Here is a 23,168-nt window from a genome sequence, read left to right on the forward strand (position 1 = left end):
TGTTCTGCCGGTCCCTCAATCCCCATTCTCGAGCTTTCAGGCACTGTGCAGTGGCCCAGGTCGGAGCCATGATCAACAAGCTCGTTTCCCGTGTCCGATGTCTGAATTCTTTGAAGCGTTCTGGCATGGGGAGGGCATTGGCGATGGCGGAGATTTGGAGGAGGCGTTGCAGGCCTATGTGTCCGTTAAACCGGATGACAACGACTGGATTGCGGCCTGTGCCGTGAAGGAGGCTGCTCCCCGGATTGAGCGGTTTTCGTCGTTTGAGGCCTACCTCGATAACAAGGATCCTCTGGAGGTGATCGAGGTCTCACCACAGATGATTGTGGTGGCGATTGAACAGCTGCCTGTCTGATGTCCCATCCTTCAGTTGATTTTGCGGCCAGCGCTCCAGTGAACGACCTCTGGCCTGCTCTTGTGGAGCGACTCGGACTGGAGCGTTCGCAGCGTGCAGTTCGCCAGGCTTTGGATCTTCAGGCCATGCAGGGCAGTGCTGCAACGTTGCCGGTGTTGTTCTGCGAGACCTGTGGCCTGGCCCTTGCCAGCACTGATTTGCTGCGCGAGCAAACTGGATTGAATGGCCATGGCGATAATTTTGTGCTCTTGTTTTCCTCCAGATCCAATGCAGTGCAGTTGGTCTGCCCTGTCTGAGCAGACGCTGGCAACATTTTGAAAACCAGTGGCGCCTTTCCCGGTCTTGGTGAATGGTTAGGGGTCACGGATATCACTGGCGATCTGGGCTTGATTGAGCCACTAAGGAGGTGAGTCGATGTCCACGTGATGGCACGCAAAATTCAGCTTCCACTGTCGAAAAGCTCCAGCTCCAGCACCGCGGCCTGGGCTGCAATGACCTTCGCCTGTATTACAGCACTGGCGGTCTGGGGGTTGGCGAATGCTTATCCCCACCTTTGAACACTGAGCTTCTGACTAGAGCAGCTTCTGTGCTGAACAGCTGAGACCCCTTCCCTGAGATGTTGGATGCGTTTTGTATCCATTTGAACGACTAAACCATTGGCGTTTGTTCTATAAGAAGTCTGTAGCAACAGCTACCAACAACGTTCACCTCTTGCTTCAGAGAGGCGCAGTTCGATTCAGGCCAAGGAACGGGGACCTGAACTTGCTTCGAGGAACCATTCATGACAGCTCTTATCTACAGAGGTCAGACCTACACCCCTCATCACACTGCTGTTCCAAAGCAGAGTGTTGAACTCACCTACCGGCGCGAGCACTACAACGCCCGTCGCAGGCAGGCAGCGCGGGACCTTCATCCCAAGCTTGCCTATCGCGGTGTTTCCTACGCCAGGTAATCCAACATCGCTTTGGTATGTGGCCTCGCCTCGGCGAGGCTTTTTTTGTCGAAGTCTGATGTCACAACGCGGGTTGGTCCACAAAGAGGAAGGCCGCCCTTCCCGCTGGAAAGACGGCCTAACTCGCTCGTTTGTGCATTGTTCAACCCTTCGCTTGTGGAGATAGGAAGGGGTCGAAGCTTCTGGCTAGAGGCGCCCTGGGGCCATCGCTCTAGGTGTCGGGTTGTTTCCTTCTGGGGCACCTCAGGCGGTGCAAACGAAGCGGCGATTGGCGTGACGTCTCTGATGTGTACCTAACCAATCGACCAACCCAGGTCATTGTTGAAACTGTTGGAGCAGGGGCCAGAAGTCAGTCTGCTTCTTCGATCTGCTCAGGTGGAGTATCGACCATGTTTGGTTCCTCCGGTTGCGTGGCCTTACTATCCACCCGCTGTGGTGCTTTGGGCATCAGTCGAATCGCGCATTGCCTTCGCTGAGAAAAGCTTCAATAGTGGGAATGGCGTGCCCTGATTCGGAAGCAGGCGAGATCCGAGACAGCTTTGATCAACAGCAATCAAGCTGCTTGCCAGGGCAAGGCTTGCATTCTCGGCCAAGGCATCTGCTGCTGAGATCCTGATCATTCGCGGTTATCGCACCCTTGATATCTGCCCGTTATCCGTTGGGGAGAGGTCCGACTGGCCTGGATCGAAAATTGTGAGCTGAGGTGGTCGCGACTCCAGATGCAGCGTGCCAATGAAGCGTTCGACAGGCTGCTCGCCATGGACGCCAGCCGCCATGCGCAGCTGCAAGCCCTTTTGTCCATCAGTGCTCCTGTGCGCTGATGACGGTCTTTGCAAGGACAAACAAAAAACCCCACTCGATCGGGCGGGGCCTGGTTTATTCAAAGCGTGTGGTCAGAAATCAGCAGCACTCGCAGCTGCTGCAGCACTGATCCCCTCCGGCATGTCCATCAGCGCAAGGCTGAGAGCAAAACAGCTTGCCGTCTTTTTCGACAGCTGTTTGGGGAGCAATCGTGCAATCGCAGGGCTCACAGGCGCAGGTTGGGGTTGGGATCGACATAAGCAGTCCTCTTTAGTCAATCCTTTCTACGACGGGTTGTGTCCGGACTCATCCCCCAAATGGGTGCTCGTCTCCAGTCCATCACCTCAGTGCAGTGGCCATTCACCCGCTTGCCAGGGCTCTGGCTCTTCAGCAAGTTCAGGATTTTTACTGATCGCCAGGATGCACGATCGCTCGCTGGGGGGATGTGTTCTGCGTCTGGATCAAAGAGTCTTGCTCCAACTTGTTTCGATGAATGGTCTGTCTGCGTCGGGTTGTCGTTGGTTCTGCTGTTGGCGGGCTGTTTGCTGCAGCTGCGCTTTCAGCAATGGAAGGATGGATCAACTTTGCCAAGGCCGATCAGGTCTATCTGCGCTGCGATGTGTCTGGAGTGAACCGAACTTTCTGGGAGATCACCCTCGACGAGGAGGCTGGTAAAGCATGGACTTACCAGCCTTCATTCCTGAGCAGCACTGAATATCCAGCTGAATTCACCAGCGCAAAAGTTCGTTTTGGCAAGGAGCTGCCCCACACAGGGTCATACCTTTTCAATGTCTTGGACCGTTCAACCGGAGCACTCACCAGTGATATCCCCGGGTTGGGAGCACCTCCTGTGACCGGAACCTGTGAAATTCTCGCCAACTCAACTCCCTCTGCTTGAACTGATGAATCCCTCTTTCGGGTGATGTGTTGTTGCTCAACTCGGGTGACATTGGAGATGCCCACCTCTGAAGCGCAGTGTTGTCGACAGTCTCACCAGCTCGCTGAATGAACAGGGTTCTGTCGACCACTGCCTGCACCAGGTTGTTGATCTTTTAGCGCCCGATCCAGGCTCTGCGCTGACGCCAGGCCTTCTGTGAAGAGAAGAGTGGTCTCTTCTGGCCAACGCTTGAATCAGCTTTCACCGTGATCATTTAGGGCTGTTGTTGGGACCCCTCTTGATGATTGCTCAGCAGTAGCGCTGGTCAGTCCGGCAGAGTTTCTGGTTGGCGTGCCAGGCTGGCCACGATTCTTCAGGCCTTGGACGCTTGTACATCAATTTCAGTGGCCACAAAGCGAGGGTCAGAAGCGTCTGCATGCAGATCATCGCGAGCCACTCGGAAAGATGAATCAAGACATCTGAAGAACGACCTGAAGATGGATTGCTGAAGAGTTCGGTCATGCTCAACGTACCGATGCTTCAGTCGTAGCTCATGGACCGTCGAAGAGCATCGGGAATTCAACCCATTGGGGTCAACTGAACAGACCCAACACCTGATCGAGGATTCCTTTGCCGGTCACTGCTTCAACGGTGACCCCGATGGCCAACCCCAGCATGGCCATGCGTCCATTCAGGCGTTCGGTGTAGAGATTGACAGGGTCAGCAGTCGTCTGCCGGGGCCCTAGAGGTGAATTCGTGAACTGCAAAAGAGACAATCAAATAATTATTGAGAAAACCTTAAGGGCGTGCATCTGTTGTTGGTTGTGCCAAAAGCGCGTGCCGTGTCATTTGTGCTGACATCTTCGAATCAGGTTGAACAAGACATCTGTCTCTGGATACAGACCCCGTTGTCCAAGGCTTGTTCAAGCTTGGCTTGGCTTGAGCGGTCAAACTCGTTGCCGTGATGCTGATTCACCCTTCTTGAACGTTCTTTTCCGCAGGCGTCAGCTGCTGGTTGTGATCGTGTCGATTCTCTTTGCCGGTGTCAATCCGTCTCATGCGCAGGAACAGGAGCGTCGTATTCAGGCTGTGATGCGTTGCCAAAAGCTTGAAGAGCGTTTCACTCCTGGGCGCGACCTGGGGGCGCAAACCGTTTTCAAGATGGGTGCTGGAAGTCAGTTGACATCCATTGTTCGCCAACGTCTGGAGGTGGCCGCGACACGTGCGATCGGTCAGCTTTTCAGCTGGAATGAGGTTGAGCAGGATTACATCAAGGTGTATGCCGAGACTTGCAGCCCGGATCAGCTCGATTTCATTTTTGAGCTCTGCCGGCACCCCCACTATCAGCAGCTAATGCAGCTCGAGATTCTGATGACCAAGGATACTCTCGCTTTGAACGAAAACTATATTTTCCAAATCCAGCAAGCCGCTTTAAAAGCTGTTCAGGACGTTCTGTAAGGCTATGTTGGTGGGTTTTTAAATGCAAATATAATCTTTTCTTGACTGTTTAATCTCTCTCTTAATGGCCAGATCTGTTGTTCTGTAGACGAGAACTACCCGTCAGGATTGCTGAGTTGATCACTTTTTGATGGCGTTGTGAAGGGTTATGGCTTGTGTCTGTGTCAAAGAGTTGATCGAAACCTGATCAGACTTGCAATTCAGGTCTTTGTCGATCTCATAGAGCAGTGCGAAAGCAAACACCACCACTGCACCACCCAGAAAGATCCAGGTTTGCCTCCAGGAGTGCTTTTCGCTGAATTGTTCGATATGGATCCAGGAGTCAGTGGTGTCGCTGTCATTCATGCCGCCACGTGTCCTGGTTCAATCATGGCTCCAGTGCGTGTTGATGGCATCTGAAGGGCTGATGTTTTGAGCCCTTCGGATGCCAGCGATTTGAAGCTGAGTGGTCGTCCTTCAGCTGTTGGAGTGAGGTGTTCCGCGTGTTCCCGGATACACGGGACGGGCCAGGAGCGTCAGGGGTTTTGGCGCTTCGGCTTTCTTCTGTTGCGTTGCGTTCTTGTCGATTGACGGCATAGCACCAAAAGCGGTTCTTTCCGGTGTAACCCAGGTCGGCCCCTCCGTGCACTTCGACTCAGCAGCAAATCAGACCTGTTTTCTGCGGTTTTCTCGCAGAACAGTCGGCGGCTGATTGCTGGAGTGGCGCGAACCGACGTGATCAATTCAGATGGGCTTGATCACCAGATGCCTCTGAATCGATGCCGAGGAGCGCATGACCGGCTCCGCTCAGTGGTGTGGACCCATCAAAAAAGGGAGGTCTGATTGTCCAGCCTCCCCCAGGATCAGCATTGTCTCGGGAGCGTTCAGGCCACTGAGATGCTGTAGGGAGCTGCCGGATAGCTTGTCGGCATCGGGTCAATGCCGCCGTTGGCCATTGCTTTTGCACGTCGATACATCTGGCTGTCAGTGGCGCCTTGCTTTTCCATGGCCGCAGCGATCACGGCCCAGTTGCGGATTTCGTAAGTCATCAGAACCAGCAGTTGAAGAACATCGAAACCATCGCTAAATCCGGTTGTTGTCCGTGATCGAGATATCCGCACAGTTGCGGCTCGCGAACAGATCAGCTGCTGTCTAACGTTCCCGCGAAAAGTGGATACTGTTGCTGCTGCTACGTCAAGGCGGCATGAAAACTTGTAATAATTTCTTCATCCCTTCGTGTTTCCCATGAACGAGCCTGTCGCCACCTTCTCGTACGACTTGAACGCTCTGCGGTTGGAATACAAGACCACCTGTGATGCGTTGCGCAACTGGCCCGGAGGTGATCCCAATGAGCAGGATTTTCTTGAATGCAAGAAGCAGGAGATTTTCCGAGCTCTGGCTGAGCAATCTCTCCAGCTCACGGCTTAAACGCTTCGCTGTTGCTTCTCCTGCCTGAGTTGGGCCGTCCCTCGCGTTAGCAAAGCATCCAACGCGTTCGCTTACCTGTTGTTCAACCCATCATTTGAAATCAAGCCAGGGGATTCAAGTTTCTGGCAATATGCACTCTTGTTTTATTCTCCAATGTTTGGATTGTGATCTGCACGATCACTAATGACGCTATTCAATCAGCGTTGGCAGTCGTGGACATCTTCATTTTTGTTGTCTTTTTTCAGCCGTTGATCTGTTGTGACAACGGTGAAATCGCGCATGGCACCCGGAGGCATTTCACCGAGTTTGCACATCCTTCGCTTCTGTCTGGCTCCCCGTCCCCAGAGAATGATGATTCCCGTCGTTTGTTGATGCACCCAAACGACAACGTTGTCTCTGGCCCGTTTTGTGATCAGTTTGATAACTGCGGTGGGGACTGAGCCATGGCCATGGCTGCATTGTCGATTCTTTGGCCTGTCATCTCCGCTGCTCTGGGCGGCTTCCTTTTCGGGTACGCCGAGGTCATTGTCAATGGAGCAGCAGATCCGCTTCGCGTCAGCTTGGGTTTGACTCCGGCGCATCTGGGCCTTGTTGTTGCGGCTGCTCCGATAGGAGCTGTGCTCACGGTTCTGTTCAGTACCCGAATGACAGCTTCCATCGGCAGGGTGCCGGGAATGCAGTTGGCAGCGTTGGCCTTCATGGGCTCCTTCATCGGCTCAGCGCTCAGCAGCGCGATGCCCTCACTGTTTCTGTGGCGACTGCTCGGTGGGATCGGCATTGGCCTCGCCAGCGTTGTGGTTCCGGCCTATCTCACTGAAATTGCTCCAGCCAGCATGCGTGGCCGGATCGGCAGTGTCATGTATTGCGCCATTGGACTGGGGATTCTGCTCGCCCTGGTGTTCGAGGCGTTGCTCGCTCTTGCTGTGCCTGGTGCTGAGCCTGTCCAGCGTCTCGGATCGATGGAACTCTGGCGCTGGATGCTGTTCTCCGGAGCACTGCTTTATCTGCTTCTGCTGCCACGGGTTCCGGAGAGTCCACGGGTGTTGGTGCGTGAAGGTCGGCTTGAGCAGGCTCGCAGGGTGTTCAGTGTTTGCGGTGTCTCTGATCCTCACCGTCTGGTGCTGCAGGTTCAGAATTCATTGGCGGTGAAAGTGAAAGGTTCTCAGCAAACAGATGCCATTGGCCTCTGACAGGTCCTTGCTTTACCGGTTGTCTGGAGTGGAATCGTTCTGGCCTGTTCTCAGCAATTCAATGGCATCAATGCCGTTTTTTATTACTCAACTCTGATCTGGCGATCGATTGGTTTTTCGCCAGAAGTCAGTCTCGGATGGAGTGTGGTGACAGCAGCCGACAATCTGCTTGCCACATTCATCACGATGTTGCTTGTGGATCGACTGGGCTGCAAACAGCTCCTTCTGATCGGTTCCGCCGGGATGACCTTGAGCCTGCTGGCATTGTCCATCGGGCTCAGAGGTCTTGGGATGCCGCAGGGTCCTGATTCGCTCTGCGTTTCTTCAACTGTTGTGGTGATGATTGCGGTGAATTTGTTTGTGTTCTCATTCGGCTGTTCCTGGGGTCCCGTGCTCTGGATTCTGCTTGGTGAGTTGTTCAGCAACCGCATTCGTGAAAAAGCCCTCGGTGTTTCTGTCACTGCCAAATGGTTGGCCACGATTCTGATTTCCCTGAGCTTTCCTCTTTGGCTCAAGCATGCAGGACCATCGCTTCCATTCGCCTGCTTTGCTGTGTTCAGCTTGATCTCGTTCATTTATGTCCTGTTTGCGCTGCGAGAAAACCGCGGTCGCGAACTTGAACAGATGGGTTGATCATTTTCGACAGATCAGTTTCTTTGCAGTTCAGTTGTTGCGGTTTGTTCCGCAACTGTTGTTCCGTGCAACGCGGACTTCTGAGTGCACCATTTTGAGAACACGCTTGGCCTGAGTCGTCAGGATGTCTTGAGCTGTTGTTGTTCAGTGCATCGTTTTTTCATCGCTCTCGCTGCTGCTTCCTGTCTTTTGCATTCTCCGGTGATGGCTATTCCGGCCATGGATGATCTGGAACTCAGATTGCAGGGTGAAGCCAAGGGATGGCTTGATGCCACTTGCACCTACTACGGATTGGGGTGGATCACTGCCGATCAGGGAAGGAAGGCTCTGAAGCGTCTGATGCTGCTGCTGACGGCGCACTACCTCGATTCAGAAGAAACAGAGCGGGCAAAATCCGCTGCACTCTCGAGAGACCCGCAATGCATAACCATCTGGCCGGAGTCGCCTCAATGATGTCCGCTCAGTCTCAATCCAGCTTCACGCCCACCTGCATCGAGATGCTGTTGTTCACTTTCGGACTGCGCAGTTCGTTGTAGATCGTCTGACCGTTCAGGGATGTGAACAGGCGCTGATTGTTCATGGGGAAAACCTTCAACGCGATGGAAAAGATGTTGTTGGTTGAGATCCCGTTGACGTAAGCCCCGGTATAGGTGTTGGTCAGCGTGAGACTGGCGGCTGAGCTGGGCTTCCACTCCAGCTCAGCTCTGGCCGTTGATGCTGCGAATGTCTCGCCGCAGACCGGATCTGCGAGGCAGCCATCTCCTCCCCAGATCGTCTCGATCGAGGGACCGAGGGACACGGTGAGTCGTGTTTTTGGAGTCTTGATCAGGTCGTAGCCAAGACCAATCGAGCTTTCAAAAACATCGGTACCGGTGAAGTTCAGTGTGTCGTAATTGAAGCGCGCACCTGCATAGGCGTGCAGGCGGCTGTTCAGGTTGCGGATGTAGCGCAGCTCGGCATCGCCCTCATTTGTGTCTGTTGTATTGCCGCTCTCTCCCTCGTCACGGGACACCTCGTATTGGGCACTCACTTTCAACGACACCTTGTCGGCGCCTGCGCTGTAGCTGGTGTCGAGCTGCGCTGTTCCCCCGGCGGAGAGATCGTTGTCGGTGTTGGATCCCGTGATTCCGCTGGAAAGACTCAGCTTCCATGGTTTCGGCTTGGGTTCGGGCATCAGCGCCGTTTTCGGAATGCTCAACCGTCCCAGCACCGGGTGCTGCAGCACCGTTGTGGTGTCTGTGCTTTCGGATGGGATGAGTTCTCCGTGCAGGGTGTCGCCGTTGCTCAGCTTGAGGGTGACCTGCTCGGCGAAAGTCGCTTGGGCTCCCAGCAGGACAAGCCCCGCAGTCATGATCGGGATTCGCCGCAACACAACCCTTTCGTCTCTAAAGGCCAGATTTTTTCATACAACCCCGTGTCTGCTGTTCAGGTCTTGACCACCGGCACGTCACTCAGGCGTGTGGTGGCTGCCCGGCCCAGGCGTTCCCGTCGCATGGACCAGCTGGAATGCAGGCCGCAGGCTGCCCACTGCACGGTGCCTCGTCCATAGCGGCGGTTGAGGCCATCAATGGTGTTCATCAGGGTGTCCCGCCGTTGCAGGTTCGCTGCACTGCACGGCACCAGCAAGTGGTGCTGCAGTTGCTCCGTGTCCTGCAGATGCTCCATCAGGACGCCGGCCTTGGCGAGCTGACGGTTTGGCTGAAAGATCCGTTCCACCAGTGGTAACGCTGCGTTCAGCAGCGTCTGGGTGTCGTTGCTGGGGAGGTCCAGCTGGGTGCTGGCGCTGCGGCTGTAGAAGGCTGGCACGAATGGGCTGGTGCGGGTGTAAACGCTCAGGGATGCGGCGCGTTGCTGCTGTTTGCGCAGCTTTTCCGCGGCGCGCACCACGTAGGTCGCCACGGCTTCTCTCAGCTCCACCAGGGACGTGATCGGTCGACTGAAACTTCTGCTGACACAGGTTTCCTGTTTCGGGGATGGGGCCAGGTCGAGGGGGAGACAGGCATGCCCCTGGAGTTCCCTCTGCAGACGCAGGCCGACCACACCTGCCTTGGCCCGTAGTGGTCCGCTGGCCATGTCCCGCAGTTCCCGGGCGTTGCGCACACCACGCAATCGGCACCAGTAGGCCAGTTTGCGCCCGATCCCCCACACGTCTTCGATGGCGATCGTTTCCAGCCAGTGGTCCCGATGGCTGCAGTGCCCAAGGTCGAACAGGCCTGCATGGCCTGCCTCCACCTTGGCCAGACGGTTCGCCAGCTTCGCCTGGCCTTTGCTGGCTCCCAGACCGATGGCGATCGGCAGCCCCAGATTGCGACGGACCAGGGCACGCAGTTGCCGTCCCCAGGGCCGCAGATCCGCTGCCGCTGGACGACTGATGCGAGCGAATGCTTCATCGATGGAATACACCTCCAGTTCCTCCACCTGACTTTCCAGGAGGCTCATCAGCCGTTGGCTCATGTCGGCGTAGAGGGCGTAGTTGGAACTGCGCACCACCACTCCGCAGCGTTCCAGCGTCTGCTTGGCCTTGAAATACGGCGTACCCATGGCAATGCCGAGTGCACGGGCTTCGGCGCTGCGGGCCACGATGCAGCCGTCGTTGTTGGAGAGCACCACCACGGGGCGGCCGATCAGGGCTGGATCGAGGCTCTGCTCGCAGGAGGCATAGAAGTTGTTGGCGTCGATGAGGGCGGTGACCTGAGCCATGGCGTTCAGAGGGGGTGAATCACATGGATGGCGACCCCCCAGATCTGCACGTCGTCGCAGGACTGCAGATCGAGAGGTGGATAGCTGGGATTGGCCGCTTCCAGGCGCAGCCGGCCCTGATGGCGCATCAGGCGTTTGAGGGTGAAGCCGCCGTCGAGAACGGCCACCACCACTCGTCCGGGACAGGGGTTAAGGCTGCGGTCCACGACCAGAAGGTCGCCGTCATGAATGCCGGCACCGGTCATGGAGTCTCCGCTGACACGCAGGAAGAAGGTGCTGGTGGGATGACGGATCAATTGGTCGTTGAGGTCGATCCCCACGTCCACGTAGTCCTCTGCCGGGGAGGGAAAGCCAGCGGCCACCCGCTCTCCCGCCAGTGGCAGCTGCCTTGGCGTTCGCTGGGGGCGCAGGGGTTGTGGTGGCTGGAGAAAGGAGCGATCGATCTCCATTGCCATGGGGCCAATAAACCAACACGCCTAGAATAGTACAAATGTTCTATAGCGGTTGTTCTGGGTGCGCCGCTCAGATTTGGGCGATGAGATCGGCAAGGCCTGAAGCAATCGCGGACTGGGCCTGGCTGTCGAAATGGATGCCATCCAGGGATGAGGCCGTCGCCACGGTCTGAACATCGAAAGCGAGCAGCTCCAGTTCATCGGCGAGCTGGAGATAGCGTCTGGCTAATGCCTGGGATTTCGTGTCAGCTCCAGCGAACCCCCAGTTCAGCGACTGCGCAGTGATCGTCACCAAGGGCGGGGTCATCAGAACAATGCAGGGGGGCTGGTCGGGCCGCTCACGCGGGCCACAGTTGAGCGCGCTGCGGATGTCGTGAATCAGGATGCGGGCGCCGTCTGCGATCTGCTCGGCGGACAGGTTGAGATAGTCCTTGCAGTCGTTGCAGCCCAGCGCCAGGATCACAACGTCGATGGGTTTGTGGCTGTGCAGAGAGGTCATCAGGCCTGAGCGGCCGCTGCAGCTGTACTGCGCGCCATACCTGGCGGCACCGATGGGATCATCGAGCAGCCAGGTGCGGGAATTGAGGCCGTCCTCAATCGTGCGCCAGGCTTTGCCGGACGCACGCCGGTTCAGCTGTTGCTCCAACTGATTCGGCCAGCGCGTGTCATGGGGCAGCCGTCCTCCACCGTCGGGATTGAATCCCCAGGTGTTGGAGTCGCCAAAGCAGAGGACGGTTCTTGCTTCCTGAGCTGATGCTGTCATGGATGGCAGGTTGTCTGCGCAAATTCAGTTCAGCCATGATCCGGATTCGGCGCCACTGCGGCCTTGACCGGAGAGGATGCGCTCACTGAGGTTGTCGTGATGACTGCTGCTCCATATCTCGTTGCCCTCGCCTTGATCGAGCAGGAGGGGAAGAGGGCTCTGCCGCTTGCCGGGCGTTCCCTGAGTGCGCCAACCGCCACGCAGGAGCAGCCCACCCAGGTGGCCCATTCCCTGGCTCTGGAGCTGCTGCTGCGGCTGTGGCAGCGCAGTGACGATGGACCGTTGCGTCGGGCTTGCGGCGTGGAGAGTCTGCTGCTGGTGGAATTGCCGATGGAGTGTCTGCCGGAGGATCTCCCCAGGCTCAAAGCTGACTGGCTCAACAGTGGCGACACCGAGGCGTTTCAGGCGAGTCTTCAAGCCATCTGTGGGCGTGCCTGGACCATGAGCATCGCCAAGTTCGAGCCTGTGGCGCTCAGCGCCTGGCCGGCCTGATCAGTGGTGATGTCGCCGTCCGCTGCAGGCTCACTAGAGCCATTTCAGCCACAAGAACCTCATCGACTCAGGGTGCTGGCAGGCGCATGCGGACTGGGCATCGGTCTGGGATTGATCCGATCCGACTTCGGCGTGATCGGCCGGGAAATGGTGGTGCAGGAATGGATGTCTCAGGCCGATCTCGGCGAACTCGCCGCACTCAACATGGTGGGTTACCTGTTGGGCTGTGTGCATCAGGCGCAACTGAAGGGCAAAGCCCAGTTGCTGCGCAGCCTGCGGCTGGCATTGGTTGTCGGAGTGCTTTGCCTCTGGTTGGGGGCTGTGCCGAGTGGCCAACTCGGTGAGGGTGGTCTGAGGGTGTTGGCCGGCTGGGGCGCTGGACATCTGATGAGCGGTCTGCCAGGCCTGGCTCTCGCGGGCGTTCCCGCTCGTCATCAACGCCAGGCGGTCGCCACGGTGTTGGGAGGTGGTGCACTGGTGGCTCTGCTGGGAGCCAGTGCGGTGGCCTGGTTGGCTCCGAGTTCGGCTGCAGGCGCTTGGCTAGTGCTGGCTTGCTTCGCCACGGTTTTGTCCCTCCCCACCCTGTGGCTGATCGATCGAGGTCACCGCCGTTTGCGCGCCAACGAACAGTGCGGAGAAGAACAACAGGTGGCGATTGCTGACAGCGGTGTGCGATCAATTGGCTGGTTTCCGTTGATTGCGCTCACCTGCGCGTTTGCTCTCACGGGAGCGGCCCAGGTGCCAATGGCGCTGTATGAGCCGATCGTGGCTTCGAGCCGCATCGGAATGGATGCCTCGATGAGCAGTGCCTCCTTCTCCGCCATGGGACTTGGCGGCCTGATGGCCTCACTGCTGTTGGTGGGTTTGCCCAGGGCCTGGCCAACGGCACTGTTGCTCCCTTTAGTGGCCATGGTTGGTGGATTGGGGGCCTGGATCTATGCGTTGGCGCGCTCGCCACAACAGCTGCTTTTGTCTGCTTTTTTGATCGGTTGGTGGTCAATCATGACCTCATCGCTCACGCTCGATCGACTGCCTGACCTGGTGCCGGCCGAGTTGCAGAGACGTTGCTGGGCAACACTCACCACGCTCAATGGCCTCGGTTTTGTGATCTTCTCGATGGGAACAAGCTCGATGGCCTCGAAGGGCTTGCAGACCTTGCTCTGGCTTGGGGTGGCACTCATGGCATGCGTGCTGTTGGCGCAGTTGTTGCAGACCTCTCGCCGATCCGTTTCGAATAGCCAAAGCTGATGAATATGGAAGTCATCGCGCTTGCTCACAGCCATGACGAACGATCGCTGTGTGACCCCCGAACAGATCATGGGAACGTCTCAACAGAGTGCTAATGGCCACCGAAAAGGGACCACCTCGGCGTTTTTTCTGAATGCGGAATGGGCCCTCCGCAGGCCCTTGCTATCGGATCAAGACCGACTGCAGGCTGAAGCCTGCAAACGCATGCTTCGGCGTCAGATGGTCGACATTGTGCGTTCCAACGGCGTTGGTGACCTGTTCGACTGGCGCGACCAGGACATCGCTGAGATCTGTCTAGAGGAGATGGCCAAGCGCGGCGATGAGCAGGTTCAGGGTTTTGATGCTGACAATCTCGAGGCCCTGGCCTCAGGTGAGGTGTGCGGATTCACCGGTGAGGATCTGTTGCCGGGTGCTCAGGATTTCGGTGCATCAGCTGAGCAGACCGCTATCAGTGGCCATCGCACCGACCCTGTGCTGCAGGAGCATCTCAACCGTCAGCGGGGAGTTCGCAAAGGAACCTTCGGTGCTTTTTGCGCGAACTATCGACTGGCCAGGACTCAGCCTGATCCGGCGGCGACAGCAGCTGCTGCGATGATGCTTGAGCTGCTGCCTCACGTGCATCAGCTTGGATACCTCAAGTGGTGGGTATGCCGTGATGCCTGGGCCGAGGCTCTGGTTGCCGTGGGGGCTTGAATGCCGTGGCATCTGGGCGTTCGTCCTTGGTTTGGCTGTCATGCCCGGTGATAGGGACTGCCCTGAAGGATCGACTGTGCTCTGTAGAGCTGTTCAAGAAGTAGCAGCCGGGCTAGTTCATGGGGGAACGTCATTGGCGAAAGGCTCAGCTGCCAGCGGGCTGAGCTCTTGAGTGCATCGGTGAAGCCGTCAGCGCCACCAATCACAAACGCCAGACGCTCAGAACCCAAGTCCCGCAAACGATCAGCGAAGCCCACAGAGGTCAGGGTGATGCCCTGCTCCATCAGCAGCACCGGACATTCATCGCTACGCAGGGCCTGACGGATCGCCTCCGCTTCCTTCTCAGGGTTGCTGTCACGCAGTTCGGTGACGCCCAGGCCAGGCAGCCGTTTGAGGTAGAGCTCCACACCTTCCTGAACCCAGCGCTTGCGCACTTTTCCGACCGCGATGATGCGGCAGCGGGAGATGTTCATGGCACTGCGGCTTCAGTCCATTTCGTCGTCTTGTTCCTCGAGAAACATCTGCCCGAAAGCCACATACAGACTGTCCTCTTCGCTGCCGGGAATGACATCACGGCGTTGAGGCCGGGTGTTTTTACCCTTGCCCGTCGAACGGGTCGGCAAGGCTGACGGGGATGCAGCCGAATCCTGCGTAACGGGAGAAGGGGCATTCCGCTGCTGGCGTCGTTCACTGTCGACCCGCTCTTCCGCATCACGCAATCTCGCCATCAGATGCTCTGGAACGGTGCCGTCCTGGCTCACCTGCATCAGTTCATGGAACAGAGCTTTGGGATCCTGTTCAGTTTCCACCTTGTGGCGGGGCCGGCTGTCTTTGGCGGCGCGTTTCGTTTCGGTTGCCGGTGCGGGGATGGCTTCAGGAAGCTGACGTCCCAGTTGCCTGAGCCGCTCCAGGCTGCGGGGATCGAAGCTCATGAGCAGCCAAGGGTGTCGCGGGTTTCGCGGCCTGTCACTGGATTGGTGCCGTCGGCGGCGGCGCAGAGTGTTTTGAGTGCGTCACCGCGGAAAGGCACGTTGGTGAAATCGGCACCGGTGATCGTCACGTTGATGAAGCGGGTGTTGAAGGCAAAAGCATCTTCAAGAACGGCGTCCGTGAGGTTGGTGCCATCCAGCACCGCTGAATCCAGCGTTGCCTCGCGCAGGTTGGCTCCTGCGAGGTTGGCGTCTTGAAGCTTGGCTCCATAGAGGCTGGCGCCCTGAAGGTCGCTGCCAGACAGATCAGCTTCACGCAGGTTGGTGAGGTTGAAGGTCACGCCCTGCATCTCCCGGTTGGAGAAATCAGCACCGATCAACACCTGTTTGGCGTAATCCATTGCAGCCTCAACCGGCTGAGCAGGCAGACCCACCAGCAGAAGCAAAGCAAGCAGAGAGGCCAGTAGATGTCGTTGCATCAGCGGATGAAGAACGCTGTTCAAGCCTAGAGCGCGTTGAACTCTGTTTTAAGCGAAACGCTGAGTGAAGGTGTCGATGAGCTGTTCATGAAGGATTGGCATTCAACTGCAGGCGAAGAATCACATTGCCGAGGTGTCAGGCTTTTTGGTGTCTGGCTTTGTTTTTGCCGGGAAGACCTTGAACTGTTCTTCTGTCATTGCTTGTCAGCATATTTTTGAATGCATCACTTTTGGCAATCAACCAGTCGGGATCATTCGATCAAGAGGGCGAGGCAAACTTTAAATGACAGATTCAAAAATATTATTCCAGTCGATCAGGCCAGGTTAAAAACTTTGATACGGGTTCAAAAATTAATGATGTAGCTGACGTCTAAGGTTGTGTGCTCAAATTGGATTTCCCCCTTGTGCTTTCGTTGAGTGATTGAACTGGAATGCCCTTAACCCAATGATCAAAAATCTTTTCTGTTACACCGGTTGTATATTGAAAAAACATCCAGTCATCCCAGATACGCAGAAGAGTTTTTGCTTCCAGTGGCAGAATTCTTTGTTTAGGGACTTGTTGTACTGGCATTGGCACAGTGATCCTCAGTGAAGGTTCAAGAACTGTCCAGGCGCTTGCCTTTTCCGTTGTCATTAAAACGAGATCGACCTGATTGTTGTTTAAGGCTTCGATCAGTAAACGATTAGTGCGTTGTCGTATAAAAATCGCTTCAGGTGCAGCCTGGCTCAATGTTGAATCAACCAAATTTTTGCCTTCTAGAATTCCGATCCTCAACGTTTTATATTTTTTAAGATCATTCCATTGTTTGATGGTGCTGAATTGAGGCTGCTTGCTTAGGAACGAAAGACTCAGGTCTCTAAGAGATCTTGTAGACAGAAATTTGGAAATTACTTTGTGGCTGGTAATAACGTTAGAAAGGGTCATGTCGCAATTATGTGATGCAAAAAAGTTCTTATTCAGTTTTGTGCTTTTGCCGATTGGTTTGTTGAACGACTTGAATAGTTTGAACTCCGGTTTCAAGCCCATCTCTTCAGCAAAAAGCAGGCCGATTTCAATATCCAGTCCGACAAGATTGCCTGAGGAGTTTTTGTATGACATTGGGTAGTCATTTCTCATAATGCAATAATGAATAACTCCTTGTTTCTTGATCCTTTGCCATGAGCCAGGTTCTGAAATCTTTGTGTATGAGAGATCGATTTTCGCAGTTCCTTTTGCCACTGCAAAGCCCTGCGAAAGCATTTGCTCTTTCTCCCAGTTGACGGGTGCAGGAACCCTGTTAAAGATTGCATTGATCGTTGCAATGAATAGGGGAATGCTTAAATACGATATTGCCGCTGGTAAAAGCCTTCGTTGTTGTTCGTGTTTATTTCCCAGGCTGATCCAAGTGCTTATGATTACGAGGCTGAAGACACTGCTGCATTCCAGTAGGGTTCCGAGTCGAGCAATAATTGTTTGATCAAGAGTCACATAAAGGTCAACAAGTTGATTGGACAGATTCAATCTGTTGATCATGAATGTCATTGCCATGACTCCCTCCATGAACGTGCTGGCAAGGCCTGTGAGCAGAAACTCCGGATAAGCTTCGATGATCAATGGTCTGCCAGTCATCCATTCTGAAAAAGGAATGAATGCAATAGAGGCGATTCTGCCCATGCCAGGAAAGACCAATGCCAGAGGTGTAAGTAGCTCAATGGGGAGTTCAATCTCCTTGATCAGGGCTGAACTTGCGGATTGATTATGAGTGCTGATATGGTGAACCTTGCGTTTTTCTTCTAAAATCAGCTGCTTAATGATATTGATTATTGATGGTAAGACCACAAGCATGTTTGCTGTAGCGAACGCAATCAGCATGGGGTTCTTGAATCTATTGATAATTTTCTTGGCTTTGAAAGGGGTTAGGCCTTGGACGATTAGGGGGAGAATGAGGAATGTGAATAGCAAGGCAATTCCTGCCTGTATGGCTACGTAGACCCCGATTCGCGGGATCTGTGAACTGCCTATTTTATTGGCACTGCACGCCACAATTGCAAGAACTCCAAGTGGGGTGAGTTTGGAAATTGTTGTCGATATTTTTAACAATCCACTGCAAAGAGTGTCAAATATTTTGATGAGTGATTTTCTTTTTGGGATTCTGATTAACGCAATTCCTAGCATTAATGAAAAAAGCACAATTGCCGGTATCTGGGTTTGCGCAAATGCCTCAAATGGGTTTGAAGGAATAAAGAGTTCGACTAAATCAAATGATTCTCCTGTTTCCAGAAGACTGGGTTGGTAGAACGATCCTTGTTGCCAATCAGGAAAGCCAAGTGGTATGAGGCAGACAGTCAGTAAAATAAGTGCCCAGAAAAAGACAAGCACAGCTCCTGCTCTGATTAAGAGTCGACCGGCCTGATGCATTTCCAGCCTCCCCACGCCAGCGATGAGAGATAGGCTGATAAATGGTAAAACAGGCATTTGAAATAGCCTTATGAATCCATTGCCGACGGGTGATAGATAAGTCGTTGCTTGGTCGGGTAGGAGCTGTCCCAGTATGAAGCCGACGCCCATGCCCTCGATAACCTGGGCAGCAAAGTTTTGTCGGTTGAATCGTTTGATTAATTGCATGAAATCCCTTGAAATTGATTTCATGCTTTTGCTGTCCTACGGATAATTCATAGCGCCTCCAGTTATTGCGGCACCCCATTTGCAACATGCCTGGGTTTCTTTTGTCGTATGAACTGGCTTGCGCTGGCGATGCGTCAATGCTTTTGATCGAGTGATTTTCTTCCCGTGTGGTGAGCTCTGATTTTTTCTGATCGTCCTGGCTTAAGCACGGTCTGCTCCGATGAATCGAATCGCGATGGCGTGTCTTTTCAATGGCATGCACTGTTTGATCTTGCTTCCATCCATGTCGTGATGAATTGGCATCTCAGGTGATTGGAGCAAAATATGCTTTTTCAATGTTGTGTTGTTCAGGCTCTTTGTTTACACGGCTTGGATACTTGGTCGGGTTGGTGTTGCTGCCATCCAATGATCGTCTTCTTGGCTGGGTTAAATAGTCGTTCAATCAAGTCATCGTGATCAGCACTGTGTGTGTATGAACGTCATCAGGAGTTGTCCGCTTGTCTGATGACAACCCTTTCAGCAGCTGATGGGGAATGCTTTCTGAATCCAGGGAGCTGATCTTGAGCGCTGTTGATGCAAAGAGTGATCCCGGTCGCTGGGCGGAGCAGCGTGCTCTCAATCTGTTGAAGAACCGTGGCTGGAGCTGCCTTGATCAGCGCTGGGCCTGTCGTTATGGCGAACTTGATCTGATGATGATCAAACCGGGTCGCTCCGGGCCACGCCTGCTGATGGTTGAAGTCAAGGCCAGGCGGCGATGCGGCCCCGATTACTGGGGGTTGAAGGCTTTTGCTCCGATGAAACGCAGACGCCTGGCGCGGACTGTTGCCTGTTGGCAGTCGTGCAATCCCTGGAGTGATCAGGGGCATCTGGAGGTGGTGCTCGCGCTGGTACCGCTACCTCCCAGTTCCAGGCCTGTGCGCTGGATCAGGGTGCCGGAGCTTGGGATTGCCTGATCAGAACTTCAATCCTCTGCACAGCCTGAAGAAGGCCTTGCGGAACATCACTGATGACCAGATCGGCAGAACGTTGAAGCGGATGGATATAGCGCCGTTCCCCAGGAATCATGTTCAGCAGCATCTGGCGAAGCACAGATGGCACTGAGCGCTCACGTTCGCGCACATCGCGTCGCAGTCGCCGCATCACCCTGATCGGGAGGAATGCGCTCACATAAATCAGAAGATCAGGATGGAGATGATTCATCAGCAGCTGCGGACCATAGGCTCCCTCCAACAGCACGACGTCGCAGGTTGTCTTCAGAGACTCCCAGCTGACGGCCCTGGTGCTCATGTCGTAACGACGTCGATGCTTCAGACGGCGCTCGAGCAGAGCCTGAACGTCTCCGATCAGTGCATCCCTGTCGATGGCATCGACCGTGTCGAATCCATAGATCGAATTCGGTGTCCAGTGCTCGCGGTAGTAATCGTCGGAGCCGATCACCACAGCAGCAATCCCGCTTTGCACGAGCGACGTCTTCAGCTCCTTACTGAAGTGGGTCTTGCCTGCCGCTGAAGGGCCTGCGATCAAAATCAGCAGGGCCGGTCTGGTCATCAACCGCCCGAGGTCTGAACAACAGCATCATCGCGTTCTGCATGCACCCTTTCCGCTCCTTGATGCTGCCGCTCAGCATTGTTTTCGCTCAGCATTGTTTTCGCTCAGCTCAACTTCCGTTCAGCACTGTCTGTGCTCAGCACTGTCTGCGCTCAGCACTGTCTGCGCTGATGCACAGTGAAACCATGCCCCGCATGACATGAGCTTCGCAGGACATACGGCCCGCAAACGGTTTGGTCAGCACTGGCTTCGGGATGAACGGGTTCTGGATCGGATCCTCGAGGCTGCGGAGCTGACGCTGGCGGATCGTGTGCTGGAGGTGGGGCCTGGCCGTGGTGCCCTGACCGAACGTCTGCTCAGCAGTCCTGCTGCCTTCGTTCACGCTGTTGAGTTGGACCGTGATCTCGTGGCAGGTCTGCGTGCGCGTTTCGGTCCCAAGCCGCGGTTTTCGCTCTGTGAGGGGGATGTTCTTGAGGTGCCTCTGACGCTTCCGGACGGCGCTGCGGCTTCCAAGGTGGTGGCGAATATTCCCTACAACATCACAGGGCCCCTGCTCGATCGTCTGATCGGTCGTCTGGATCGGCCCGTTGAGCCTCCCTACGAACGACTCATTCTCTTGGTGCAGAAAGAGGTGGCAGAGCGCATTCGTGCCCGTCCCGGACACAGCAGTTTCAGTGCTCTGAGCGTGCGTCTCCAGCTTCTGGCTCGTTGTGCAAGCGTTTGTCCTGTGCCGCCTCGTTGCTTTCAGCCACCTCCGAAGGTGCAGTCCGAGGTCATCCGGTTGGATCCCTTGCCGGCGGATCAGCGCCCAGATCCGGATCTCTGCTGTCGGGTGGAACGTTTGCTCAAACAGGCTTTTCTCGCTCGACGAAAGATGTTGCGAAACACGCTTGCCGGTGTCAAACCTCCGGATCAGCTCCACGAGCTGGCACAGCAGGCGGGGATTGATCTGCAGCAGAGGCCTCAGGAGGTGGCACCTGAGAGCTGGGTGGCCCTGGCCAGGGGATTGAGTCAGGCGGAAAGAGGCGAGTGAGCTGCCGAAGCGGGATCGATGTCTGCGCCTGTCTTGGATCTGCGATCCGCAAGGCATCGTGCCCACGATTCCCTTTGAACACTGGGCTCTGACCGTGGTTTAGCCTCCTGAATTGGGTCGGAGTCCGGCCAACTCCGCTGCGTTCTGTTCATGACGGCTCCGGTTTGCGTCAGCGCTCCGGCCAAGATCAATCTGCACCTCGAGGTGCTTGGCCTGCGCAGCGACGGGTTTCACGAACTCGCCATGGTGATGCAGAGCATTGATCTCGCCGATCAGCTCGATTGCGAGAACACCGCTGACGGGACTCTTTCCCTCAGCTGTGATCAGCCCGAACTCAGTTGCGGTGACGACAACCTGATCATGCGGGCGGCCAGGCTGCTGCGACAGCGATCCGGATTCTCAGAGTTGGGTGCACGCATGCATCTGCGCAAACGCATTCCCATCGGCGCTGGTCTCGCGGGAGGTTCCAGCGATGGCGCAGCAGCGCTGGTTGCACTGAACACGCTCTGGGGTCTTGGGCAGACCCTCTCCCAGCTTGAGACGCTTGCTGCCGATCTCGGATCCGACATGCCGTTCTGTGTTGCCGGCGGCACCCAGCTCTGTTTTGGACGAGGAGAGCGGCTTGAGCTGCTGCCAGAACCGTCCGTGCCGATGGGTGTTCTGTTGGTGAAGGATCCGTCCATCAGTGTCTCGACGCCGTGGGCCTACGGCGAGTGCAAACGCCAGCGTTTCGATCACTACCTCGATGGTGAGTCAGCCTTTGAGCAGCGTCGTGAAGAGCTTCGATCCTCTGCATGGCTGCACCCTCTGCGAGCTGAAGCTCCTCCGCCATTGCGCAACGACCTGCAGGCCGTGGTGGCACCGCAGAACTCCTCGGTGCGAAAGGCGCTGCAGCTCCTGGAGGCATTACCGGGCCAGTTGCGGGCGGCCATGAGTGGTTCAGGGCCGAGCTGCTTTGCTCTGTTCCCCAACTTCGCTGCGGCTGAACAAGCCCGTCAGCGAACGACCGAGCTGTTTCTGGCAGAGGGTTTGCAGTCCTGGAGTTGCTCACTGCTGCCACACGGCGTCAAGCTGGCGGCATGAGTGACAGCAACACAGCCTCAGCGAAACCCCGTAAAGGACCACTCAGTTTCCTTTCGGGATCCATCACCAGCCTGGTTCTGGCCTGGTTGAGTTTTGGCTTGAGCAAAAAAGTCGTGATCTATCTGTCAACTCACTCTTCAAATTTCAGCAGCACCACAGCGCAGAACATCGCTTCTGCCATGAAGACTCTGTTCATTGGCATGTGTTTCCTGGCCACATTCAGCTTTGCCTTCATCGGAATTGGTTTGTTCCTGGTGTTTCTTCGCAGTCTTTTCATGAAAGACAAGCTGGACGCTGCCTAGCCTCAGCCAAGATCCCTTGCAGCCATGACCCCCCACGATCTCGGTCAGCTGGTGCTGCTGCTGTCTCCAGGTCTGCTCCTTTCAGTGCTGCTGCTGGCGACCTTTGCCGCCGGGGGCTGAACACACCTGGACTGAGATAGCTTGGCCGCTGACGCCGGCATGGCCGGGATTGCAGCAACGCCGTGGCAGGGACGCTTCTCTTTAACGCACTTCGCGAAGCCATCGATGAGGAAATGGCCCGTGATCCCCACGTCTGTGTGATGGGAGAGGACGTCGGCCATTACGGCGGCTCCTACAAAGTCACCAAGGATCTCTACGAGAAATACGGCGAACTGAGGGTTCTCGACACCCCGATTGCCGAGAACAGTTTCACCGGAATGGCTGTAGGTGCCGCGATGACAGGCCTGAGGCCGATCGTGGAGGGCATGAACATGGGATTCCTGCTGCTGGCCTTCAATCAGATCTCCAACAACATGGGGATGCTCCGCTACACCAGCGGCGGCAATTTCACGATTCCAACGGTGGTGCGGGGGCCGGGCGGAGTTGGTCGACAGCTGGGAGCTGAACACAGTCAGCGGCTCGAGGCTTATTTCCATGCCGTGCCCGGCATCAAGATCGTGGCCTGCAGTACGCCAACCAACGCGAAGGGCCTGATGAAGGCTGCCATTCGCGACAACAATCCGGTTCTTTTCTTCGAGCATGTGTTGCTCTACAACCTCACGGAGGATCTACCGGCAGGCGACTACACCTGTGCCCTCGATCAGGCGGATCTGGTCAGGGAGGGCAGTGACATCACGATCCTGACCTACTCAAGAATGCGTCATCACTGCCTCAAGGCTGTGGAACAGCTCGAGGCCGACGGGATCAGTGCCGAACTGATTGATCTGATCAGCCTCAAGCCCTTCGATATGGAGACGATCGCCCGCTCGATCCGCAAGACCCACAAGGTGATTGTGGTGGAGGAGTGCATGAAGACTGGCGGCATCGGTGCCGAGCTGATCGCTCTGATCACCGAGCAGTGCTTCGATGAGCTCGATGCCCGGCCGATTCGGCTGTCCAGCCAGGACATCCCCACTCCCTACAACGGCAACCTCGAGAATCTGACCATCATCCAGCCGCATCAGATTGTCGAAGCGGCTCAGACCATTGTTCGTCAGGGGCTCTGATT

29 protein-coding genes and 1 pseudogene are annotated in these 23,168 nt (G+C 55.8%); 17 read left to right on the top strand and 13 right to left on the bottom strand.

Annotated features, from left to right (window positions below; genetic code table 11):
• Positions 1 to 97 precede the first annotated feature (97 nt).
• From SynBIOSE41_RS07505 to SynBIOSE41_RS07515, 4 genes are all read left to right on the top strand, one after another.
• Positions 98 to 355: a hypothetical protein gene (locus SynBIOSE41_RS07505; RefSeq protein WP_186540248.1), complete on the top strand. Its 258-nt coding sequence runs from the start codon at positions 98 to 100 to the stop codon at positions 353 to 355.
• On the top strand, positions 355 to 651 hold the full coding sequence (locus tag SynBIOSE41_RS07510) for a hypothetical protein (protein ID WP_067097922.1): 297 nt from the start codon (positions 355 to 357) through the stop codon (positions 649 to 651). The genes SynBIOSE41_RS07505 and SynBIOSE41_RS07510 overlap by 1 nt, the downstream gene beginning before the upstream one ends.
• Positions 652 to 780: 129 nt before the next feature.
• Positions 781 to 912 (top strand): hypothetical protein, encoded by a 132-nt coding sequence (locus SynBIOSE41_RS18055; protein WP_255355632.1) that lies wholly within the window; start codon positions 781 to 783, stop codon positions 910 to 912.
• 224 nt (positions 913 to 1,136) lie between these two features.
• Entirely contained in the window at positions 1,137 to 1,307 is a 171-nt protein-coding gene (locus SynBIOSE41_RS07515; RefSeq protein WP_074159291.1) for a DUF4278 domain-containing protein, read from the top strand.
• 900 nt (positions 1,308 to 2,207) lie between these two features.
• On the opposite strand, the gene SynBIOSE41_RS07520 is transcribed toward SynBIOSE41_RS07515, so the two are convergent.
• Complete coding sequence (locus tag SynBIOSE41_RS07520) at positions 2,208 to 2,366, bottom strand: metallothionein (protein WP_186540250.1); 159 nt, start codon at positions 2,364 to 2,366, stop codon at positions 2,208 to 2,210.
• Positions 2,367 to 2,601: 235 nt separating this feature from the next.
• On the opposite strand from SynBIOSE41_RS07520, the gene SynBIOSE41_RS07525 reads away from it, so the two are divergent.
• A complete protein-coding gene (locus SynBIOSE41_RS07525; RefSeq protein WP_186540252.1) occupies positions 2,602 to 3,006 on the top strand; it encodes a hypothetical protein in 405 nt (134 codons plus the stop codon).
• A gap of 572 nt (positions 3,007 to 3,578) precedes the next feature.
• Here the strand turns inward: SynBIOSE41_RS07525 and SynBIOSE41_RS07530 are convergent.
• On the bottom strand, positions 3,579 to 3,752 hold the full coding sequence (locus SynBIOSE41_RS07530) for a hypothetical protein (protein ID WP_186541447.1): 174 nt from the start codon (positions 3,750 to 3,752) through the stop codon (positions 3,579 to 3,581).
• Positions 3,753 to 3,966: 214 nt separating this feature from the next.
• Here SynBIOSE41_RS07530 and SynBIOSE41_RS07535 point away from each other — a divergent pair, with 214 nt between their 5' ends.
• Positions 3,967 to 4,443, top strand: coding sequence for a hypothetical protein (locus SynBIOSE41_RS07535; RefSeq protein WP_186540254.1), 477 nt, complete (start codon positions 3,967 to 3,969; stop codon positions 4,441 to 4,443).
• A 120-nt stretch (positions 4,444 to 4,563) separates the two neighbouring features.
• Here the strand turns inward: SynBIOSE41_RS07535 and SynBIOSE41_RS07540 are convergent, their stop codons facing one another.
• A complete protein-coding gene (locus SynBIOSE41_RS07540) occupies positions 4,564 to 4,788 on the bottom strand; it encodes a hypothetical protein (protein ID WP_186540256.1) in 225 nt (74 codons plus the stop codon).
• A gap of 518 nt (positions 4,789 to 5,306) precedes the next feature.
• Positions 5,307 to 5,471: a hypothetical protein gene (locus SynBIOSE41_RS07545; RefSeq protein ID WP_186540258.1), complete on the bottom strand. Its 165-nt coding sequence runs from the start codon at positions 5,469 to 5,471 to the stop codon at positions 5,307 to 5,309.
• 196 nt (positions 5,472 to 5,667) lie between these two features.
• On the opposite strand from SynBIOSE41_RS07545, the gene SynBIOSE41_RS07550 reads away from it, so the two are divergent.
• From SynBIOSE41_RS07550 to SynBIOSE41_RS07565, 3 genes and pseudogenes are all read left to right on the top strand, one after another.
• The gene (locus tag SynBIOSE41_RS07550; RefSeq protein ID WP_066906425.1) at positions 5,668 to 5,850 is read left to right on the top strand and encodes a hypothetical protein; all 183 of its coding nucleotides are present in this window, start codon (positions 5,668 to 5,670) and stop codon (positions 5,848 to 5,850) included.
• Positions 5,851 to 6,299: 449 nt separating this feature from the next.
• Positions 6,300 to 7,673 (top strand): annotated as a pseudogene (locus SynBIOSE41_RS18060) (sugar porter family MFS transporter).
• Between the two features lie 204 nt (positions 7,674 to 7,877).
• The gene (locus SynBIOSE41_RS07565) at positions 7,878 to 8,126 is read left to right on the top strand and encodes a hypothetical protein (RefSeq protein WP_231857022.1); all 249 of its coding nucleotides are present in this window, start codon (positions 7,878 to 7,880) and stop codon (positions 8,124 to 8,126) included.
• A gap of 13 nt (positions 8,127 to 8,139) precedes the next feature.
• On the opposite strand, the gene SynBIOSE41_RS07570 is transcribed toward SynBIOSE41_RS07565, so the two are convergent.
• The 4 genes from SynBIOSE41_RS07570 to SynBIOSE41_RS07585 form a co-directional block, all read right to left on the bottom strand.
• The gene (locus SynBIOSE41_RS07570) at positions 8,140 to 9,024 is read right to left on the bottom strand and encodes a DUF481 domain-containing protein (RefSeq protein ID WP_255475999.1); all 885 of its coding nucleotides are present in this window, start codon (positions 9,022 to 9,024) and stop codon (positions 8,140 to 8,142) included.
• A gap of 74 nt (positions 9,025 to 9,098) precedes the next feature.
• Positions 9,099 to 10,373 (bottom strand): Y-family DNA polymerase, encoded by a 1,275-nt coding sequence (locus SynBIOSE41_RS07575; RefSeq protein ID WP_186540262.1) that lies wholly within the window; start codon positions 10,371 to 10,373, stop codon positions 9,099 to 9,101.
• Between the two features lie 5 nt (positions 10,374 to 10,378).
• Positions 10,379 to 10,822, bottom strand: a complete 444-nt coding sequence (locus SynBIOSE41_RS07580) for a LexA family transcriptional regulator (RefSeq protein ID WP_066906419.1) — start codon at positions 10,820 to 10,822, stop codon at positions 10,379 to 10,381.
• Between the two features lie 73 nt (positions 10,823 to 10,895).
• A complete protein-coding gene (locus tag SynBIOSE41_RS07585) occupies positions 10,896 to 11,588 on the bottom strand; it encodes an SGNH/GDSL hydrolase family protein (protein ID WP_186540264.1) in 693 nt (230 codons plus the stop codon).
• A 99-nt stretch (positions 11,589 to 11,687) separates the two neighbouring features.
• Here SynBIOSE41_RS07585 and SynBIOSE41_RS07590 point away from each other — a divergent pair, with 99 nt between their 5' ends.
• Genes SynBIOSE41_RS07590 through SynBIOSE41_RS07600 form a run of 3 tightly spaced genes read left to right on the top strand, consistent with a single transcriptional unit; the run spans position 11,688 to position 14,021 of the window.
• Positions 11,688 to 12,080, top strand: coding sequence for a hypothetical protein (locus tag SynBIOSE41_RS07590; protein ID WP_186540939.1), 393 nt, complete (start codon positions 11,688 to 11,690; stop codon positions 12,078 to 12,080).
• Between the two features lie 9 nt (positions 12,081 to 12,089).
• The gene (locus SynBIOSE41_RS07595) at positions 12,090 to 13,328 is read left to right on the top strand and encodes a YbfB/YjiJ family MFS transporter (RefSeq protein ID WP_186540266.1); all 1,239 of its coding nucleotides are present in this window, start codon (positions 12,090 to 12,092) and stop codon (positions 13,326 to 13,328) included.
• Positions 13,329 to 13,361: 33 nt separating this feature from the next.
• A complete protein-coding gene (locus SynBIOSE41_RS07600; RefSeq protein ID WP_186540269.1) occupies positions 13,362 to 14,021 on the top strand; it encodes a hypothetical protein in 660 nt (219 codons plus the stop codon).
• A gap of 38 nt (positions 14,022 to 14,059) precedes the next feature.
• On the opposite strand, the gene SynBIOSE41_RS07605 is transcribed toward SynBIOSE41_RS07600, so the two are convergent.
• From SynBIOSE41_RS07605 to SynBIOSE41_RS07620, 4 genes are all read right to left on the bottom strand, one after another.
• Positions 14,060 to 14,494: a 23S rRNA (pseudouridine(1915)-N(3))-methyltransferase RlmH gene (locus SynBIOSE41_RS07605; RefSeq protein WP_186540271.1), complete on the bottom strand. Its 435-nt coding sequence runs from the start codon at positions 14,492 to 14,494 to the stop codon at positions 14,060 to 14,062.
• A gap of 12 nt (positions 14,495 to 14,506) precedes the next feature.
• Positions 14,507 to 14,953 carry a hypothetical protein gene (locus SynBIOSE41_RS07610; protein WP_186540273.1) on the bottom strand — a complete coding sequence of 149 codons (447 nt, stop codon included), beginning with the start codon at positions 14,951 to 14,953 and terminating at the stop codon, positions 14,507 to 14,509.
• Positions 14,950 to 15,429, bottom strand: coding sequence for a pentapeptide repeat-containing protein (locus tag SynBIOSE41_RS07615; protein WP_186540275.1), 480 nt, complete (start codon positions 15,427 to 15,429; stop codon positions 14,950 to 14,952). Before SynBIOSE41_RS07615 ends, SynBIOSE41_RS07610 begins: the two co-directional genes overlap by 4 nt.
• Before the next feature lie 370 nt (positions 15,430 to 15,799).
• The gene (locus SynBIOSE41_RS07620; protein WP_186540277.1) at positions 15,800 to 18,058 is read right to left on the bottom strand and encodes a cation:dicarboxylate symporter family transporter; all 2,259 of its coding nucleotides are present in this window, start codon (positions 18,056 to 18,058) and stop codon (positions 15,800 to 15,802) included.
• Positions 18,059 to 18,594: 536 nt separating this feature from the next.
• Between SynBIOSE41_RS07620 and SynBIOSE41_RS07625 the strand changes: the two genes are divergently transcribed.
• Positions 18,595 to 18,987 (top strand): YraN family protein, encoded by a 393-nt coding sequence (locus SynBIOSE41_RS07625; RefSeq protein WP_255476000.1) that lies wholly within the window; start codon positions 18,595 to 18,597, stop codon positions 18,985 to 18,987.
• Here SynBIOSE41_RS07625 and SynBIOSE41_RS07630 read toward each other — a convergent pair.
• Positions 18,959 to 19,582, bottom strand: a complete 624-nt coding sequence (locus SynBIOSE41_RS07630) for a uridine kinase (protein ID WP_186540281.1) — start codon at positions 19,580 to 19,582, stop codon at positions 18,959 to 18,961. The genes SynBIOSE41_RS07625 and SynBIOSE41_RS07630 overlap by 29 nt on opposite strands.
• A gap of 199 nt (positions 19,583 to 19,781) precedes the next feature.
• Between SynBIOSE41_RS07630 and rsmA the strand changes: the two genes are divergently transcribed.
• The 4 genes from rsmA (at position 19,782) to SynBIOSE41_RS07650 (ending at position 23,166) form a co-directional block, all read left to right on the top strand.
• The gene (rsmA, locus tag SynBIOSE41_RS07635) at positions 19,782 to 20,615 is read left to right on the top strand and encodes a 16S rRNA (adenine(1518)-N(6)/adenine(1519)-N(6))-dimethyltransferase RsmA (protein WP_186540283.1); all 834 of its coding nucleotides are present in this window, start codon (positions 19,782 to 19,784) and stop codon (positions 20,613 to 20,615) included.
• Positions 20,616 to 20,765: 150 nt separating this feature from the next.
• The gene (gene ispE / locus SynBIOSE41_RS07640) at positions 20,766 to 21,698 is read left to right on the top strand and encodes a 4-(cytidine 5'-diphospho)-2-C-methyl-D-erythritol kinase (protein ID WP_186540285.1); all 933 of its coding nucleotides are present in this window, start codon (positions 20,766 to 20,768) and stop codon (positions 21,696 to 21,698) included.
• Complete coding sequence (locus SynBIOSE41_RS07645; protein WP_066906400.1) at positions 21,695 to 22,000, top strand: DUF3082 domain-containing protein; 306 nt, start codon at positions 21,695 to 21,697, stop codon at positions 21,998 to 22,000. The genes ispE and SynBIOSE41_RS07645 overlap by 4 nt, the downstream gene beginning before the upstream one ends.
• Before the next feature lie 182 nt (positions 22,001 to 22,182).
• Complete coding sequence (locus SynBIOSE41_RS07650; protein ID WP_186540287.1) at positions 22,183 to 23,166, top strand: pyruvate dehydrogenase complex E1 component subunit beta; 984 nt, start codon at positions 22,183 to 22,185, stop codon at positions 23,164 to 23,166.
• Positions 23,167 to 23,168 lie beyond the last annotated feature (2 nt).

This window comes from Synechococcus sp. BIOS-E4-1, from assembly GCF_014279995.1.
Classification (GTDB): domain Bacteria; phylum Cyanobacteriota; class Cyanobacteriia; order PCC-6307; family Cyanobiaceae; genus Synechococcus_C.

Excerpts from the sequence above, each read along its gene's own strand:
- SynBIOSE41_RS07525 (WP_186540252.1), top strand. The coding sequence starts at position 2,602 with ATGGTCTGTCTGCGTCGGGTTGTCGTTGGTTCTGCTGTTGGCGGGCTG.
- SynBIOSE41_RS07615 (WP_186540275.1), bottom strand. The coding sequence starts at position 15,429 with ATGCAACGACATCTACTGGCCTCTCTGCTTGCTTTGCTTCTGCTGGTG.
- SynBIOSE41_RS07520 (WP_186540250.1), bottom strand. The coding sequence starts at position 2,366 with ATGTCGATCCCAACCCCAACCTGCGCCTGTGAGCCCTGCGATTGCACG.
- SynBIOSE41_RS07570 (WP_255475999.1), bottom strand. The coding sequence starts at position 9,024 with ATGACTGCGGGGCTTGTCCTGCTGGGAGCCCAAGCGACTTTCGCCGAG.
- SynBIOSE41_RS07590 (WP_186540939.1), top strand. The coding sequence starts at position 11,688 with ATGACTGCTGCTCCATATCTCGTTGCCCTCGCCTTGATCGAGCAGGAG.
- SynBIOSE41_RS07605 (WP_186540271.1), bottom strand. The coding sequence starts at position 14,494 with ATGAACATCTCCCGCTGCCGCATCATCGCGGTCGGAAAAGTGCGCAAG.
- ispE (WP_186540285.1), top strand. The coding sequence starts at position 20,766 with ATGACGGCTCCGGTTTGCGTCAGCGCTCCGGCCAAGATCAATCTGCAC.
- SynBIOSE41_RS07565 (WP_231857022.1), top strand. The coding sequence starts at position 7,878 with ATGGCTATTCCGGCCATGGATGATCTGGAACTCAGATTGCAGGGTGAA.
- SynBIOSE41_RS07585 (WP_186540264.1), bottom strand. The coding sequence starts at position 11,588 with ATGACAGCATCAGCTCAGGAAGCAAGAACCGTCCTCTGCTTTGGCGAC.
- SynBIOSE41_RS07580 (WP_066906419.1), bottom strand. The coding sequence starts at position 10,822 with ATGGAGATCGATCGCTCCTTTCTCCAGCCACCACAACCCCTGCGCCCC.
- SynBIOSE41_RS07595 (WP_186540266.1), top strand. The coding sequence starts at position 12,090 with ATGTCGCCGTCCGCTGCAGGCTCACTAGAGCCATTTCAGCCACAAGAA.
- SynBIOSE41_RS07545 (WP_186540258.1), bottom strand. The coding sequence starts at position 5,471 with ATGACTTACGAAATCCGCAACTGGGCCGTGATCGCTGCGGCCATGGAA.
- SynBIOSE41_RS07550 (WP_066906425.1), top strand. The coding sequence starts at position 5,668 with ATGAACGAGCCTGTCGCCACCTTCTCGTACGACTTGAACGCTCTGCGG.
- SynBIOSE41_RS18055 (WP_255355632.1), top strand. The coding sequence starts at position 781 with ATGGCACGCAAAATTCAGCTTCCACTGTCGAAAAGCTCCAGCTCCAGC.
- rsmA (WP_186540283.1), top strand. The coding sequence starts at position 19,782 with ATGAGCTTCGCAGGACATACGGCCCGCAAACGGTTTGGTCAGCACTGG.
- SynBIOSE41_RS07645 (WP_066906400.1), top strand. The coding sequence starts at position 21,695 with ATGAGTGACAGCAACACAGCCTCAGCGAAACCCCGTAAAGGACCACTC.
- SynBIOSE41_RS07620 (WP_186540277.1), bottom strand. The coding sequence starts at position 18,058 with ATGAAATCAATTTCAAGGGATTTCATGCAATTAATCAAACGATTCAAC.
- SynBIOSE41_RS07630 (WP_186540281.1), bottom strand. The coding sequence starts at position 19,582 with ATGACCAGACCGGCCCTGCTGATTTTGATCGCAGGCCCTTCAGCGGCA.
- SynBIOSE41_RS07510 (WP_067097922.1), top strand. The coding sequence starts at position 355 with ATGTCCCATCCTTCAGTTGATTTTGCGGCCAGCGCTCCAGTGAACGAC.
- SynBIOSE41_RS07540 (WP_186540256.1), bottom strand. The coding sequence starts at position 4,788 with ATGAATGACAGCGACACCACTGACTCCTGGATCCATATCGAACAATTC.
- SynBIOSE41_RS07575 (WP_186540262.1), bottom strand. The coding sequence starts at position 10,373 with ATGGCTCAGGTCACCGCCCTCATCGACGCCAACAACTTCTATGCCTCC.
- SynBIOSE41_RS07600 (WP_186540269.1), top strand. The coding sequence starts at position 13,362 with ATGACGAACGATCGCTGTGTGACCCCCGAACAGATCATGGGAACGTCT.
- SynBIOSE41_RS07505 (WP_186540248.1), top strand. The coding sequence starts at position 98 with ATGTCTGAATTCTTTGAAGCGTTCTGGCATGGGGAGGGCATTGGCGAT.
- SynBIOSE41_RS07610 (WP_186540273.1), bottom strand. The coding sequence starts at position 14,953 with ATGAGCTTCGATCCCCGCAGCCTGGAGCGGCTCAGGCAACTGGGACGT.
- SynBIOSE41_RS07515 (WP_074159291.1), top strand. The coding sequence starts at position 1,137 with ATGACAGCTCTTATCTACAGAGGTCAGACCTACACCCCTCATCACACT.